Source organism: Thaumasiovibrio clandestinus, from assembly GCF_047250365.1.
Classification (GTDB): Bacteria; Pseudomonadota; Gammaproteobacteria; order Enterobacterales; family Vibrionaceae; genus Thaumasiovibrio.
The window spans coordinates 77215-93156 of sequence record NZ_JBLBVL010000002.1 but is presented as its reverse complement, the minus strand read 5'-3'; the positions used below and the strand labels follow the sequence as shown (position 1 = coordinate 93156).

At 46.7% G+C, this 15942-nt stretch carries 16 protein-coding genes; 13 read left to right on the top strand and 3 right to left on the bottom strand.

Annotated elements, in window-relative coordinates:
* The first annotated feature begins 269 nt into the window (after nt 1-269).
* The 9 genes from glyA to pgpA all read left to right on the top strand — a co-directional run bounded on the left by glyA (nt 270) and on the right by pgpA (nt 7655).
* Nucleotides 270-1520 carry a serine hydroxymethyltransferase gene (gene glyA / locus ACKLNH_RS03445; RefSeq protein ID WP_413110856.1) on the top strand — a complete coding sequence of 417 codons (1251 nt, stop codon included), beginning with the start codon at nt 270-272 and terminating at the stop codon, nt 1518-1520.
* A 166-nt stretch (nt 1521-1686) separates the two neighbouring features.
* The gene (nrdR, locus tag ACKLNH_RS03440; RefSeq protein WP_413110855.1) at nt 1687-2136 is read left to right on the top strand and encodes a transcriptional regulator NrdR; all 450 of its coding nucleotides are present in this window, start codon (nt 1687-1689) and stop codon (nt 2134-2136) included.
* Nucleotides 2137-2138: 2 nt separating this feature from the next.
* On the top strand, nt 2139-3263 hold the full coding sequence (ribD, locus tag ACKLNH_RS03435; protein WP_413110854.1) for a bifunctional diaminohydroxyphosphoribosylaminopyrimidine deaminase/5-amino-6-(5-phosphoribosylamino)uracil reductase RibD: 1125 nt from the start codon (nt 2139-2141) through the stop codon (nt 3261-3263).
* A 9-nt stretch (nt 3264-3272) separates the two neighbouring features.
* The gene (locus ACKLNH_RS03430; RefSeq protein WP_413110853.1) at nt 3273-3929 is read left to right on the top strand and encodes a riboflavin synthase; all 657 of its coding nucleotides are present in this window, start codon (nt 3273-3275) and stop codon (nt 3927-3929) included.
* A gap of 28 nt (nt 3930-3957) precedes the next feature.
* Nucleotides 3958-5070 carry a bifunctional 3,4-dihydroxy-2-butanone-4-phosphate synthase/GTP cyclohydrolase II gene (ribBA, locus tag ACKLNH_RS03425; protein WP_413110852.1) on the top strand — a complete coding sequence of 371 codons (1113 nt, stop codon included), beginning with the start codon at nt 3958-3960 and terminating at the stop codon, nt 5068-5070.
* 154 nt (nt 5071-5224) lie between these two features.
* Nucleotides 5225-5695 carry a 6,7-dimethyl-8-ribityllumazine synthase gene (gene ribH / locus ACKLNH_RS03420; RefSeq protein ID WP_413110851.1) on the top strand — a complete coding sequence of 157 codons (471 nt, stop codon included), beginning with the start codon at nt 5225-5227 and terminating at the stop codon, nt 5693-5695.
* Complete coding sequence (gene nusB, locus ACKLNH_RS03415) at nt 5696-6160, top strand: transcription antitermination factor NusB (protein ID WP_413110850.1); 465 nt, start codon at nt 5696-5698, stop codon at nt 6158-6160.
* A 63-nt stretch (nt 6161-6223) separates the two neighbouring features.
* Nucleotides 6224-7174, top strand: coding sequence for a thiamine-phosphate kinase (gene thiL / locus ACKLNH_RS03410; protein WP_413110849.1), 951 nt, complete (start codon nt 6224-6226; stop codon nt 7172-7174).
* Nucleotides 7155-7655, top strand: a complete 501-nt coding sequence (gene pgpA / locus ACKLNH_RS03405; RefSeq protein WP_413111251.1) for a phosphatidylglycerophosphatase A — start codon at nt 7155-7157, stop codon at nt 7653-7655. Before thiL ends, pgpA begins: the two co-directional genes overlap by 20 nt.
* 107 nt (nt 7656-7762) lie before the next feature.
* Here pgpA and dxs read toward each other — a convergent pair whose 3' ends face one another.
* From dxs to xseB, 3 genes are read right to left on the bottom strand one after another with little or no spacing between them, the layout of a single operon-like run.
* Nucleotides 7763-9628 (bottom strand): 1-deoxy-D-xylulose-5-phosphate synthase, encoded by a 1866-nt coding sequence (gene dxs / locus ACKLNH_RS03400; protein ID WP_413110848.1) that lies wholly within the window; start codon nt 9626-9628, stop codon nt 7763-7765.
* A gap of 25 nt (nt 9629-9653) precedes the next feature.
* Nucleotides 9654-10550 carry a (2E,6E)-farnesyl diphosphate synthase gene (ispA, locus tag ACKLNH_RS03395; protein ID WP_413110847.1) on the bottom strand — a complete coding sequence of 299 codons (897 nt, stop codon included), beginning with the start codon at nt 10548-10550 and terminating at the stop codon, nt 9654-9656.
* A complete protein-coding gene (gene xseB, locus ACKLNH_RS03390; protein ID WP_413110846.1) occupies nt 10543-10779 on the bottom strand; it encodes an exodeoxyribonuclease VII small subunit in 237 nt (78 codons plus the stop codon). The genes ispA and xseB overlap by 8 nt, the downstream gene beginning before the upstream one ends.
* A gap of 216 nt (nt 10780-10995) precedes the next feature.
* Between xseB and pomA the strand changes: the two genes are divergently transcribed.
* From pomA to ACKLNH_RS03370, 4 genes are all read left to right on the top strand, one after another.
* The gene (gene pomA / locus ACKLNH_RS03385; RefSeq protein WP_413110845.1) at nt 10996-11760 is read left to right on the top strand and encodes a flagellar motor protein PomA; all 765 of its coding nucleotides are present in this window, start codon (nt 10996-10998) and stop codon (nt 11758-11760) included.
* 10 nt (nt 11761-11770) lie between these two features.
* Nucleotides 11771-12700: a flagellar motor protein MotB gene (locus ACKLNH_RS03380; RefSeq protein ID WP_413110844.1), complete on the top strand. Its 930-nt coding sequence runs from the start codon at nt 11771-11773 to the stop codon at nt 12698-12700.
* Between the two features lie 115 nt (nt 12701-12815).
* Nucleotides 12816-14264, top strand: coding sequence for a tRNA uracil 4-sulfurtransferase ThiI (gene thiI / locus ACKLNH_RS03375; RefSeq protein ID WP_413110843.1), 1449 nt, complete (start codon nt 12816-12818; stop codon nt 14262-14264).
* 166 nt (nt 14265-14430) lie between these two features.
* On the top strand, nt 14431-15900 hold the full coding sequence (locus ACKLNH_RS03370; RefSeq protein WP_413110842.1) for a 4Fe-4S binding protein: 1470 nt from the start codon (nt 14431-14433) through the stop codon (nt 15898-15900).
* Nucleotides 15901-15942 lie beyond the last annotated feature (42 nt).

The window sequence follows — 15942 nt, the reverse complement described above, 5'->3', positions numbered from 1 at the left end:
CTATTACGTTAAATGGCTATAAATCTTTACGCTTAGAGGGGGGAAGGAGCAAAACGCCGGTAGAATGTAATGGTGAGGTTACCTCTACGGGCAAATGAAAATCTTTCTATGTAAAAGTTAACTAAAAGCTACCTGCATTGGAATGAATTATGTAGAATGAAAACAAAATCATTGACGAGGCAAACGATTGCGTTGTGGTCGTTGCTGGCTTTCGCCTCGGGATGATATTGACAGGAATTGTCTATTTTAGTCTGAGTCAGGAGAGACAGATGTTAAAGCGTGATATGAATATTGCCGATTATGATCCCGAGCTGTTTGCTGCAATTCAGGAAGAGACGGCGCGTCAGGAAGAGCATATTGAACTGATTGCTTCAGAAAACTACACCAGCCCACGTGTAATGGAAGCGCAGGGGTCTCAGCTGACTAATAAGTACGCAGAAGGCTATCCAGGAAAGCGTTATTACGGTGGTTGTGAGTTTGTAGATAAAGCAGAGCAACTGGCGATTGATCGTGCTTGTGCCCTGTTTGGGGCAGAATATGCCAACGTTCAGCCTCACTCAGGTTCGCAGGCAAATAATGCCGTTTATATGGCATTGCTCAATGCGGGCGACACTGTGTTGGGAATGAGTCTGGCACATGGTGGTCACCTAACACATGGCTCCCCAGTTAACTTTTCGGGCAAGCTTTATAATGTGATCCCTTATGGTATCGATGAAAGTGGTCAAATTGACTATGCAGAAGTCGAAGCATTAGCCTTCGAACATAAACCGAAAATGATCATTGGTGGTTTTTCGGCTTATTCACAGGTAGTTGATTGGGCTAAAATGCGTGAAATCGCAGATAAAGTGGGTGCTTACTTCTTTGTCGATATGGCGCATGTCGCGGGTCTTATTGCTGCGGGGGTTTATCCAAATCCTGTTCCTCATGCCCATGTGGTAACAACGACAACCCATAAAACACTAGCGGGACCACGTGGTGGCCTTATCTTGTCTAACGCAGGCGAAGATTTGTATAAGAAACTGAATTCTGCAGTTTTCCCAGGTGGTCAAGGCGGCCCGTTGATGCATGTGATTGCAGCAAAAGCGGTGGCATTTAAAGAGGCAATGGAGCCTGAGTTTAAAGCGTATCAGGCACGTGTGGTTGAGAATGCTAAAGCCATGGTGGAAACATTTATTGCCCGTGGATACAAGATTGTATCGGGCAGTACAGAAAACCATCTTTTCTTGGTCGACTTAATTGATAAAAACATCACAGGTAAAGAAGCGGATGCAGCATTAGGTGCAGCGAATATTACGGTGAACAAAAATAGCGTACCAAATGACCCACGTAGTCCATTTGTTACCTCTGGCATTCGAGTTGGTAGTCCATCGATAACCCGTCGTGGTTTCAGTCAGGATGACGCAAAAGCGTTGGCTGGTTGGATGTGTGACATCTTAGATAATGTCGAAGATCAAGCGGTGATAGCACAGACAAAGGCGAAAGTATTAGATATCTGTTCACGCTTGCCAGTGTATGCATAACACCGAGAAAACAAATTAAAAGAGAAATAAAACGGCGCATTGGCGCCGTTTTTTCGTTTTTGGCGATTTTTTTGTCAATTGAGTACAGAAAACAGACGTTAACGTGGTAATTTTAATTAAGAGCTATCAGCGGTTTGGTATACTGAGCAAAAATAAAGGAGGCCATATGCATTGTCCATTTTGTGGCGCCAATGATACTAAAGTGATCGACTCGCGTTTGGTGGCAGATGGTCATCAAGTGCGCCGTCGTCGCCAGTGTTTGGCGTGTAGCGAACGTTATACAACGTTTGAAACGGCAGAACTATTGATGCCGAAAGTAATAAAATCCAATGATAATCGTGAACCGTTCGATGAAGATAAAATGCGCAATGGCATTACTCGAGCGCTAGAAAAACGCCCAGTTAGTACTGATGATATTGAACGTGCAGTTAATGCGATTAAGTCCAAGTTACGTGCCACTGGTGAGCGTGAAGTTGAGTCGGAGATGATTGGTAACCTTGTGATGGAAGCCCTTAAAGAACTCGATAAAGTGGCGTATATTCGTTTTGCCTCTGTGTACCGTAGCTTTGAAGATATTCGCGAGTTCGGTGAAGAAATCGCTCGATTGGAAAAATAGAAATGACAACGACGACGGTGTTTTCCCCGTTTGATGTGCAGATGATGCAACGCGCCTTGCAATTAGCCCAAAAAGGTCGCTTTACCACGTCACCAAATCCCCGCGTTGGTTGTGTGATCGTTAAAGATAACAACGTGGTAGGAGAAGGTTTCCATTATCGTGCCGGTGAACCGCATGCTGAGGTTTACGCATTGCGTGAGGCTGCCGAACAGGCCAAAGGTGCGACCGCGTATGTAACGCTCGAGCCTTGCTCGCACTATGGGCGCACACCGCCTTGCGCAGAAGCGTTAATTAACGCTCAAGTTGGCCGTGTTGTTTGCGCGATGCAAGACCCTAACCCGCAGGTTGCTGGTCGTGGTCTTAAGATGTTGTCAGATGCAGGCATTGAAACAACAACCGGTTTGCTAACGCAGCAATCGGCAGCATTAAACCCTGGGTTCATCAAAAAGATGGAACGAAATAAGCCTTATGTTCAGTTGAAACTGGCGGCTAGCCTTGATGGTAAAACAGCCTTGGCTAACGGAGAGTCCAAGTGGATTACTTCAGCGCCAGCACGCAGTGATGTGCAGCAATTTCGTGCCCAAGCAGACGCGATTCTTTCGACGAGTGCGACGGTGCTAGCTGATAATCCTCGTTTGAATGTTAGGCATGATCAACTGCCTCATTCGATACAAGCGGACTATCCAGACAGTGCTTTACGTCAGCCAGTAAAAGTGATTGTTGATCGCCAACAGCGCATTACACCGAGTTATGGGTGTATTGATGGTGAAGTAAGACTGATTTCAACGCAACCCCGCGAGGCCCTTTGGCCTGAAGGTGTGGAACATTGGGTTCAGGACGAATGGCACGTCTCAAAGATTATGGATGCGCTCGCTCAAAATAACCTCAATCAGGTTTTTGTTGAAGCAGGTGCAACGTTTGCTGGCGCACTGCTTGAGGCGCAAGCCGTCGATGAACTGATATTGTATTTAGCACCTAAACTGATGGGAGGCGATAGCCGCAGTTTGCTGGGCGCTTTGGGGTTGACAGCGATGTCAGCCGTGATTGATTTAACACTGACAGATGTTCGCATGGTGGGAGGGGATATTCGTATCATTGCCAAACCCATTTATGCACAGAACAATTAAGAGAGAGACATGTTTACCGGGATTATAGAAGCCGTCGGAACCATTACCGCGATGACGCCAAAAGGGGAAGATATCACGGTTACCGTTGATGCCTCAGGGTTGGATATGTCCGATGTTAAGTTGGGAGACAGTATCGCCACCAATGGCGTCTGTCTGACCGTTGTTAGCTTGTCTTCAAACAGCTATAGCGCAGACTTATCCAATGAAACATTAAAATTAACCGCGTTTAACCATTATAACGTCGGCCAAAAGGCCAATCTTGAGAAAGCGATGCTGCCTACCACCCGCTTCGGTGGACACATGGTCTCAGGTCATGTTGATGGCATTGCAACCGTTATCGAGCGAACAATGACAGGCCGAGCGATAGAGTTTTGGTTACAAGTACCGCCAACACTGGCAAAGTACATTGCACATAAAGGTTCTGTGGCTGTGGATGGGATCAGTTTGACGGTCAATGAAGTAAAAGATAATACCTTTAAGTTGACCATTGTTCCTCATACCGCCCAAGAAACGACTATCGAAAAGTTTAAACCCGGTACCAAAGTCAATTTGGAAGTCGATGTGATTGCCCGCTATCTAGAGCGCCTTATGTTAGGCGCTGAAGAGAGCAAGAGTGAGTCATCAGTGTCGATAGATTTGCTCGCCCGAAGTGGTTTTTTACGCTAATAAATAATAATTCTGAGGTAGTAATTAAATGGAACTAAGCAGTGCGGCAGAGATAATTGAAGATATTCGCCAAGGTAAGATGGTTATCTTGATGGATGATGAAGATCGTGAAAACGAGGGCGATCTTATTTTGGCAGCAGAAGCTGTTACGCCAGAAGCGATCAACTTTATGGCACGCTATGGTCGCGGCCTGATCTGCCTGACCCTAAGTAAAGCGCGGTGCAAGCAGTTGAATTTACCACTGATGGTACAAGATAACACCGAGCAGTTCAGTACCAACTTTACGGTTTCGATTGAAGCAGCACAAGGGGTTACCACCGGTATCTCTGCAGCCGATCGTGCGGTAACGGTGCAAGCTGCGGTGGCGAAGAATGCAACCCCAGCTGATATCGTGATGCCAGGACATATTTTCCCGCTTGAAGCGCAAGAAGGTGGTGTATTGACTCGCGCTGGCCATACTGAAGCAGGGTGCGACATAGCACGTTTAGCTGGATTTGAAGCAGCCAGTGTGATTGTGGAAATTTTGAATGAAGATGGCACGATGGCACGTCGCCCTGATTTGGAAGTGTTTGCCCAAGAGCATGGCTTGAAGCTAGGTACGATTGCGGATCTTATTGAGTACCGCATTGCCAATGAAACAACCATTGAACGTATTGGCGAATGTAAGTTGCCAACAGAGTATGGTGAGTTTGATTTGATCACCTACCGAGATACGATTGATAACCAAATTCATTATGCGCTGCAAAATGGGGCGGTAAAACCGGACGAAGGCACGTTGGTGCGTGTTCATCTACAAGATGTATTTAAAGACATACTGCATTCCGAACGCAGCAATGGTAGTCCTTGGAACTTAGCTAAGAGCATGCAGCGTATCGCCCAAGATAATGGTGTATTGGTCATTATTGGCCGTGAAGAGAGCCAAGAGAGCATTATCAATAAAGTCACTTGGTATGCAGCACAAGATAAACAGCAGCCACAAATCAAGACCAACCCGAAAGATACGAGTCGTCAGGTTGGCGTCGGTTCGCAAATTTTAGCTGACCTAGGGGTGAAGAAGATGCGTCTTCTCTCTTCTGCGAACCAGCGTTACCACTCCCTTTCAGGTTTTGGCCTAGAAATTGTGGAATATATCAGCGAGTAAGTTGGTTTAATATTTTGTATCATCAACGATGACGCTGATCGTTGATGAATTGTTTATAGCCGGAGTCTGTTAAAGTATGGTAGACTCCCGCGGTTTCCCGGTAGGTAATTCTATCGGGTCTAATTTCTTCACCGGAAACGTCACAGGAAGGCCCATGAAGGTAATTGAAGGCGCCATTGCGGCACCCAATGCGAAAATTGCAATTGTTATTGCTCGTTTCAACAGCTTTATCAACGAAAGCCTGCTGGAAGGTGCGTTTGACGCACTGAAACGTCAGGGTCAGGTAAGCGATGATAATATCACAGTGATCCGTTGCCCAGGCGCATATGAGCTACCATTGGTTGCTCAGCAGGTAGCAAAGAGTGATCGCTATGATGCGATTGTAGCCCTAGGCTCAGTGATCCGTGGTGGCACGCCCCACTTCGATTACGTAGCCGGTGAATGTAATAAAGGTCTGGCGCAGGTTGCGCTAGAGTTCAACACGCCAGTCGCTTTCGGTGTACTGACGGTTGATACCATTGAACAGGCCATCGAGCGCGCTGGAACCAAGGCTGGTAATAAAGGGGCAGAGGCTGCACTGAGCGCGCTTGAAATGGTTAATGTCCTGTCCCAAATTGAATCCTAAATGGGGGTTAGTGTGAAACCAGCCGCACGTCGTAATGCGCGCCACTTTGCTGCGCAAGCAATCTACTCTTGGCAAATTACCAAAGAGAATATTGCAAATATCGAACAGCATTTTTTGTCTGGCGATAAATTTGAAGAAGAAGAGCATCAAGCTGATGCGCCTGTATTAGCAGCACCTCATACAGACGTCGAATATTTTCGCGATCTGTTCACTGGTGTTGTGCTGAGCCATCAAGAGCTGGATAGCAAAATGCGTCCTTACCTGTCTCGTCCTCTGCAAGACTTGGATCAGATGGAATTAGCGCTATTACGTTTGGCGATGTATGAACTGCTAAAACGTGAAGACGTGCCATACAAAGTCGTGATCAACGAATGTATTGAACTAGCGAAAGCGTTTGGTGCTGAGGATAGTCACAAATTTGTGAATGGTGTGCTGGATAAGGTTGCTGTAACTTTGCGTAAGTAACCCTCTACATGCTAAAAAAGAAGGCCAGCCATGCTGGCCTTTTTGCTATTTTGGAAATGAACCATGTCACGGAATGAATTTTCGTTAATTACGCACTACTTTTCTCGTGCAGTAAAAGCAGACAGTGGGGTTGATCTCGCCGTTGGTGACGATGGTGCACTGCTCAGTGTGCCGCAAGGCGAACAACTGGTAGTCAGCACTGACTCATTGGTGGCTGGCACCCATTTTTTAGTGGATGCGAATCCTGTCTGGGTCGGACATAAAGCGTTAGCGTCGAATATTAGTGATATTGTCGCGATGGGAGCCACTCCGCGTTGGGTCTCGCTGGCACTAACACTGCCAAGCGTCGATGAACAATGGCTAACCCTTTTTTGCGAGGGCTTCTTTGCACTGATAGAGCGGTATAACCTCACTCTTGTTGGTGGGGATACGACACAAGGGCCATTAAGCATTACGGTAACAATACACGGTACTGTGCCGAATGGAAAAGCGTGGTTACGCAGTGGTGCTCAGGTGGGCGATGATATCTATATCTCAGCACCGCTCGGTGAAAGTCAGGCAGGATTGGATTATATTCTTGACCCTGATAGGCGTAGTGACGACAAAGAGTACCTAATCGCGCAACATTTTTGTCGCTGGCCGCGAGCAGAGTTAGTTGAACAGTTGCGTGGCAAAGTAAATAGTGCCCTTGATATCTCCGATGGGCTAGTTGCCGATCTGGGCCATATTTTAACAGCCTCATCGGTAGGTGCAGAGTTAGACATTAACTTGCTACCATTAACCGGCCCGCTATTGCGGCACAGTGCAAATAACCAAGAACTCGCATGTAGAACAGCGCTGTCTAGCGGTGAGGAGTATGCACTCTGTTTTACAGCGCCAGCAATGGCTGATTTGTCTGCCGCGCAGGTATATAAAATAGGCCGAATCAACGATAAAGCTGGGCAGTTAACGCTGCTGCAGGAAGGCATAGCGTTGAATTGGTCGTTAGATGGGTATGATCATTTTGGAGCCTAATGTGAATCCGAAGAAAAAACTGTCGTTAACCAACCCTTGGCACCTATTAGCGGTGGGGTTTGGTAGTGGTTTGTCACCAATTATTCCCGGTACGATGGGAACAGTGGCGGCGATTCCATTTTATCTTTTGTTGGTGCAGCTACCGTTGGCACTTTACCTACTGATCACTGTTATTGCTGCAGTGGTTGGCATTAAAATTTGTGGTCGTACCGCTGATGATATGGGCGTACATGATCACGGCAGTATTGTTTGGGACGAATTTGTCGGCTTTTGGCTGGCGATGGCCTTTGTTCCTGTTGTGAGTTGGCAATGGATATTGGCTGGATTTATTCTTTTCCGTATTTTTGATATGGCTAAACCGTGGCCGATTGGCTGGATAGATCGCCATGTTCATGGTGGGTTTGGCATCATGGTCGACGATATTGTGGCTGGTGTGATGACCATTGCTTGCTTGTGGGTTGTCGATATCTACTGGTTATAATATCGGCGTATTCGCGAGTGATGAGCGAATGCAAACATTAAAAACGCCAGCGATATGCTGGCGTTTTTGTATTCCCATTTCGTGGTCTATGTGCGACTGAGCGTTGGTTATAGGGCAATGTAGTCGCGGATACGACGCTCAATGCCTTCACCATCCAGCGCTAACATGCGGTGTAGCTCTTGTTGCGTGCCCTGCTCAATGAAGCGGTCAGGTAGACCGAGAGTGAGAACCGGTTTGGGCTGCTTATGGGCCATTAGGTATTCGATAACACCCGCTCCCGCGCCTCCATTAATGGCATTTTCTTCTAGCGTCACCAAAACATCATGTTGGCTGGCTAGCTCGTTGATGAGCGTTTCATCCAGAGGTTTAACAAAGCGCATATCTGCGACCGTTGCGTTTAAGGCTTCTGCCGCTTCTAGTGCATTGGGCATCAATGTGCCAAAGTTAAGGATGGCAATCTTGCAGCCTTTTCGCACAATGCGACCTTTACCGATTGTCAGCGCTGTCATCTCATCTTCAATGTTAACGCCACTACCGCCGCCGCGAGGGTAGCGCACTGCACTTGGCCCTTGATGTTGGTGGCCAGTATAGAGCATTTGCCGACACTCGTTTTCATCACTCGGCGTCATAATAACCATGTTAGGAATACAGCGCATAAAGCTGAGGTCGAACGCACCTTGGTGTGTTTGGCCATCAGCACCGACGAGACCACCGCGATCAATCGCAAACATTACTGGCAAATCCATAATGGCAATATCATGAATAAGCTGATCATAAGCTCGTTGTAGGAAGGTGGAGTAGATGGCGACAACTGGATGATAGCCACCAATCGCCATGCCAGTAGCAAGCGTTACAGCATGTTGTTCAGCGATAGCGACATCAAAATACTGTTCTGGGAACTCTTTCGAAAAACGTACCATGCCCGAACCTTCACGCATGGCAGGCGTGATCGCCATTAATTTACTATCACGAGCGGCCATGTCACATAGCCAATCCCCAAAAACGTTAGAATAGGTTGGATGAGCGCCAGATGAAGCTGGTAAGGAATCTTCGTTCGGGTCAAATTTAGGCACACCGTGATAACCAATCGGATCTTTTTCGGCTGGTGCATAACCCTTGCCTTTTTTGGTCATAATGTGAAGGAACTGTGGCCCTTTCAAATTGCGCATATTCTTTAAAGTTTTTACAAGCTCTTCGACATCATGGCCGTCAACGGGGCCTATATAGTTAAAGCCCAGTTCTTCAAAGAGCGTGCCTGGCACAACCATGCCCTTTATGTGTTCTTCAGCTCGGCGAACCAGCTCTTTGATAGGTGGCGCGCCAGAGAGGACTTTCTTACCGCCTTCTCGAATTGAGGCGTAGACATTCCCAGATAAGATTTGTGCTAAACGGTTGTTGAGTGCGCCAACATTTTCTGAAATTGACATTTCATTGTCGTTTAGAATAACAAGCATATCGGAATGCACGTCGCCAGCGTGATTCATGGCTTCAAATGCCATTCCAGCCGTAATCGCGCCATCACCAATAACACTGACGACTTTACGACCTAGCCCCTCTTTTTCTGCCGATATCGCCATGCCCAACCCAGCACTGATGGATGTAGAAGAGTGACCAACGGACAAAACGTCGTATTCACTCTCTTCGCGCCATGGAAATGGGTGCAGACCGTCCTTTTGTCGAATGGTCGGCATCGCATCGCGGCGGCCAGTGAGGATTTTATGTGGGTAAGCTTGATGGCCCACGTCCCAAATTAGACGATCGAAGGGGGTGTTATATACGTAGTGGAGTGCAACTGTAAGCTCAACGACACCTAAACCAGAAGCGAGGTGCCCACTGGATTGACTGACAGAGTTGAGTAGATAGGTGCGTAGTTCATTACACAGTGTCGGTAATGCATCACGAGAAAGAAGACGCAAATCCTCAGGGGTGTCAGCTCTAGCGAGAGTGGGGTATTTTGCTATATCGAGAGTCATAATATCAGCGCTGCTATTTTTTTGATTATTTGTTGCGCTCGATGACATATCGGGCGAAAACTTCTAATTTTTCAGTATTATAAGGTATTTGCTCTAGCGCGTGTAGCGCTTGTTGGTGTAGGCGTAGTGCTTTATCGGTAGCCGCGCCTAGCCCCAAGAGAGCTGGGTAGGTACTTTTATGCGCCTCAAGGTCTGAACCTTGTGGTTTACCTAATGTTTCAGTATCGCCGATAATGTCTAGAATGTCGTCCTGTACTTGGAAAGCCAGTCCGATTTTATCAGCAAAAATATCAAGCTGCTCCAGCGTTTGTGTTGATACATCACCGCTGGAAAGCGCCCCCAGTTTAACGGCACAGCGAATCAGAGCGCCCGTTTTGTGACGATGTATTCTTTCTAAATGTGTGAGTGCGACTTGCTGATCTTCAGCTTGTAAATCTAATGACTGCCCTAAGCACATGCCAGCGGCACCGGATGCTTTGGCGAGTGCAGCAATCATCTCAATACGCTTGGCATTTTGACGCATTCGTCCCGTTGCGAGGATATCAAAGGCCAATGTTTGTAAAGCGTCGCCAGCAAGAATTGCTGTTGCTTCATCAAAAGCGCGATGACAGGTTGGTTGGCCACGACGTAAATCATCATTATCCATGGCGGGTAAGTCGTCATGGATCAGAGAGTAGGCATGAACACACTCAATAGCGGCAGCAGCGGCATCCAAATCTTCCTTTGCGGTGCCGAACATTTCACCCACACTGTATACCAGAAATGGGCGCGCGCGTTTCCCGCCAAGCAGTGCACCGTGGCGCATGGCTTGAACAAGTGACCCATTTTGATCAGGGAGTTGCTCTAGCCAATACAGCAGCTGTTGGTTATTTCGCTGTTGATAATCACTTAGGATCGTATTTAGAGAAATTGATTCAGTCACGTTGATACTCTTCAAGCGGGGCGCTATCGTCTGCCTTCATCAAGATTTCAATTTTTTGCTGTGCTGCTGTCAGGGTGTGTTGTCCCTGACGCGCTAATGCAATGCCACGTTCAAATCTTTTTAAGGCATCATCTAGTGCCAGCTCACCCGATTCCAGTTGAGTAACGATTTGCTCAAGCTCAGATAATGTTGCCTCAAAGCTCATATTTTCTGGTTTTTTGTTTGCCATCGTCTCGTTTCTGCCCGTGATAAAGTAGGTCGTAAAGTTAGCACAGTATTTATATTGCTAAATTATGTCATGCCAATGTGGGTGAGTGCCACTATTTCATAGATTAAATCTACGTTGAAAGAATAAAGATTAAATTCCCCGCGATAGCTGCCGATAAAACAATAAAGCGGTAGAATAGCCCGCGATGTATATGCGGTACGTAAAAGGGGAGTTAGTGTGGACTTAGCAACGCTGATTGGGCTTATTGGAGCCTTTGGATTCATTATTATGGCAATGATCCTAGGTGGAAGCCTTGCCATGTTTGTTGATTTGCCATCATTTTTAATTGTTTTTGGTGGCAGTCTGTTTGTAGCGTTGATGAAGTTTAATCTTGGGCAGTTTCTTGGCGGTTTTAAAATTATGGGTAAGGCGTTCTTTTTTAGAACGGATAGGCCTGAAGATTTGATCGCGCAGATCGTTGAGATGGCTGATGCAGCAAGAAAAGGGGGGTTTTTAGCCCTAGAAGAGATCGAGATATCTAACAGTTTTATGCAAAAAGGTATCGATTTATTAGTCGATGGGCATGATGCTGACGTAGTAAAAACCACCTTATTAAAAGACATTGCAATGACGAATGAGCGTCATGAGCAAGGCGTGAGCATTTGGGCCAAACTGGGGGAGATTGCTCCAGCCATGGGGATGACTGGTACCTTAATTGGTTTGGTTGCGATGCTCTCTAATATGGATGATCCTAAATCAATTGGCCCTGCAATGGCGGTGGCATTATTAACCACACTGTATGGCTCGATGTTTGCCAATATGGTGTGCCTGCCGATTGCCGACAAGCTCTCTTTACGTAAAGAAGAAGAGAAGTTGAACCGACGTTTGATTATGGATGGCGTATTGGCGATTCAAGATGGACAAAATCCGCGTGTGATTGACAGCTTTTTGAAGAATTACCTCAATGAGAAAAAACGCACCGTAGACGCTGACATTAACTAGGAGAACCGAGATGGACTCACCTGTAAAGTGTAAGTGTAAACCGGGAGCTCCGCAGTGGATGGCAACATTTGCAGATTTGGCGACGTTGCTAATGTGCTTTTTTGTCTTGCTACTCTCTTTTTCAGAGATGGACGTGCTTAAATTTAGACAAATTGCGGGATCGATGAAGTTTGCTTTTGGTGTGCAAAATGCGCTGGAAGTGAAAGACATACCCAAAGGCACCAGTGTTATTGCTCAAGAGTTTCGACCGGGCCGTCCAGAGCCGACCCCCATTGAAGTGATTATGCAACAAACCATAGATATGACAAAGCGGTCACTTGATTTCCACGAAGGGGAGATGGAGCGAGCGCGAGGAATGCAGCGTGATGTCGGTAAACTTGCCGGAGGACAAGTGGAAGTGGCCGCCCCAAGAGATAATGACAGTCAAGATATCGAGCAAGCGCAGCGTCAGCGCCAACTGGCTGATGTGATTGAAAATGCGTTGCAACGTGACATCGCGGAGGGGACGATTGAACTGGAGTTATTGGGGCAGCAGTTGGTCATTCGAATTAAAGAGCAAGGGGCGTTTGCATCTGGATCCGCCTTTTTACAACCTAAGTTTCGGCCATTAGTGCGTCAAATCGCCTTGTTGGTGAGTGATGTGCCAGGTGAAGTGACAATTATGGGACACACTGACAGCAGTCCATTTGACTCTGAACTCTACCGGTCAAACTGGGATCTCTCTGCACAGCGAGCGGTCTCGGTAGCCCAAGAGATGGAGAGCGTTCGTGGCTTTGATCATCGCCGTTTACGGGTGATCGGAATGGCCGATACCGCACCGTTGAGTGATAGCACAACGGAAGAGGGACAGCGTATAAATCGTCGGGTAGAGATTGCGATACAGCAAGGAAAACCGCATTACAGTGATCCAGTGTCTTCTCAAAATGACGCAGATAGATAGAAACTGGCTTTATTGACACTGAGTGCGTGGCTTTTATTGTGGTGATGAGTTCACCAATTCCTGTGCATAGGGTATAATCCGCGCCTTTGTTTAGCCTCAAGTAGCGAAGCGTGATATGAAATTTATTGTTAAACCGCATCCAGAAATTTTTGTAAAAAGCGAATCTGTGCGTAAGCGTTTTACCAAGATACTGGAATGTAACATCCGTATTATCCTGCAACGTAAAACGGACGCTGTTGCGGTCTACAACCGTCGTGATCATATAGAGGTCGTTGCCCAGGACTCTTCGCAGCGCGAATTGATTCTGGAAGTTTTAACGACAACGCCGGGGATTCATCACGCGCTGGAAGTTCAGCAAAGTGAGTTTACTGATCTGCATGATATTTATGAGCAGACGCTAGCCCTTGTCCGTGATCAGATCGAAGGTAAAACATTCTGTGTGCGCGCCAAACGACGCGGAAAGCATGACTTCACCTCGATTGAGTTAGAGCGTTATGTGGGTGGTGGTTTGAACCAAGCGGTAGAAACGGCTTCGGTGAAACTAAAGAAACCTCAAGTCACCGTTAACATTGAAGTCGCGAACGAAAAACTGAATCAAGTTTTGGCGCGTCACAAAGGTTTGGGTGGTTTCCCTCTAGGGACACAAGAGGATGTATTGAGCTTGATTTCGGGTGGATTTGACTCCGGTGTATCGAGCTACTTGCACATTAAGCGTGGCAGTAAGGTTCACTACTGTTTCTTTAATTTAGGTGGTCCAGCCCACGAAATCGGCGTTAAGCAGGTGTCATCATTCCTTTGGAATAAGTATGGGTCGTCTGCCAAAGTTAAATTTATCTCGATTGATTTCGAGCCGGTTGTGGCTGAAATTCTTGAAAAGATCGATGATGGCCAGATGGGCGTTGTATTGAAGCGTATGTTCATGCGTGCCGCAGGTAAAGTGGCAGAGCGTTTTGGCATTCAAGCGCTGGTGACTGGTGAAGCGTTAGGGCAGGTATCGAGCCAGACGTTAACCAACTTACGCCATATTGATGGTGTGACTGATAGCCTGATCCTTCGCCCATTGATTAACTGGGATAAAGAAGACATTATCGATGTGGCGCGTAAAATTGGTACTGAAGATTTTGCCAAAACGATGCCAGAATTCTGTGGTGTGATCTCGAAGAGCCCGACAGTCAAAGCGGTTAAAGAGAAGTTGGAAGCTGAAGAGGCGAAATTCAACTTCGCACTGTTGGATGACGTAGTGGCGAACGCCCGTGTCATGGACATACGCAAGATCGATACGGAGAGCTTAGAACAGGCTCCTGAGGTTGAGCAAGTCGAGAAAATTGAAGAGAATGCCGTCGTACTTGATATTCGTAGCCCTGATGAAGAAGATGAAAATCCATTAGAGTTAGATGGCATTGAAGTGAAGCATCTGCCTTTCTATAAATTGGCGACACAGTTCGGCGATCTTGATCAATCAAAGACTTATCTTTTGTATTGTGATCGTGGCGTTATGAGCCGCTTACAGGCGCTGTACTTGCAAGAAAACGGTTTTGCGAATGTAAAGGTTTATCGCCCATAGCCATTGCTGCGTTTTAACCTACGTTGATCGTCATCATAAGCCCATCCCATCAGGATGGGTTTTTTTTCATCTGCCGTAACACTCTCTTACACTCCCAATTTGCAACCTCTATTAGCTTTAGCTAATGTACTCTTTAATTAAGTCAATGCTAAATTAGTAAAGGTTAATGATGAGTGCAGTATATCAAGTGAAAGCTAACCGCATTTTTACGTCAGTAAGGAAGTATGGTTATCTCTATTCTTTGTTGGTAGCGATAGGTGGGCTCTATTTCCCGCGTTTGGGACTAAGCGTCATGGCTGTGATGTTGGGGTTATTGCTTTTCTCGTTTTTTAAGGGACGTTACTGGTGTGGGAATGTTTGCGGTCATGGCAGCTTATACGATCATTTATTGCTGCCGTTTAGCCGCAATCGACAAGCCCCAGCCTTTCTTCGCTCCAAGCTGTTTGCTATCGCTTTTTTGGGGTGGTTTTTCTTTAACTTTAGCCGTCGTATTTGGGGTGTTTTCTTAAACTACAGTGTAGATAGCTCGCAATTTTGGGATGGCTTGGGGCTGGTCTTTGTGATGACGTATATCTCTGTTACGCTCATTGGGTCTACGTTAGGGTTAACCATTCACCCACGGACGTGGTGCCATTTTTGTCCAATGGGCTCGATGCAAAAAGCGATGTATAAGCTGGGTCGTAAAAGTGGCGTAACACGCTATACCGATGAGAAAGTTTCATTAATTCAACCGGATTTATGTCACAAATGCGGCAAGTGTGCGCGAGTTTGTCCAATGCAATTATCACCGTATACGGAGTTCTCTCACCAGCAGCAGCTAGACAACCCTAATTGTATCCGTTGTTCTACGTGTGTTGAAAACTGCCCGGCAGGAATTTTGGCTTTGGCCACAGAGCAGACGGTAAAGCTTATTGATGATGTTACGCCTGTATCACCGGTTGGTGAGCGCAGAAAGCGTGTGAATGCGACGATTGTAGAGATGAATGCGCTTGCACAAGATGTGCGTGAAATTTGGTTTGAAACGGAACAAGAGCTTGATTATCACGCTGGGGACTTCTTGTTAGTTCGTATTCAATCTGAGCCGCACGAGCTATTTAGGGCCTACTCAATATCGTCTTACAACCAGCGTGATAAACGAGTGAGTGTGACAGTTAAATATGTTCCAAATGGTTATGGCAGTGAGAGAGTGTTCGAGCAGTTTACGTTAGGTTCACCAGTTGTATTAGAGGGACCACTTGGGCATGAACTGCATGTTGATCCCGCTGCGGAGAATATTGTACTTGTGGGAGGAGGGATTGGCATTACTCCATTTAAAGCCGTGGTCGAATCGTTATTGGATAAGCCGGTGGCGGTGACGCTAGTGCATGGTGCCAATCGAGAAGAAGATCTCATTTATGCTGCGCTATTTGCACGCTGGGCGGAGCAGTATCCTCGTTTTAACTATTTACCTGTCGTGAGTAATGACACACAGTGGCAAGGTAGACGCGGCTTCGTCACTGAGCACTTTTCTGCCATTGAAAAGTTAGAAAACAGTAAAGTCTATATGTGCGGACCAAAGCCGATGGTAGATGCATCACGCGCAGTGCTGCAACAGCAAGGGGTACAGGAAGGCGCTATTTTTGCCGAGAGTGCTTAGCGCCTCACCAAAGAATAGGGTAAGGCGCTCGACCGCTGAGTT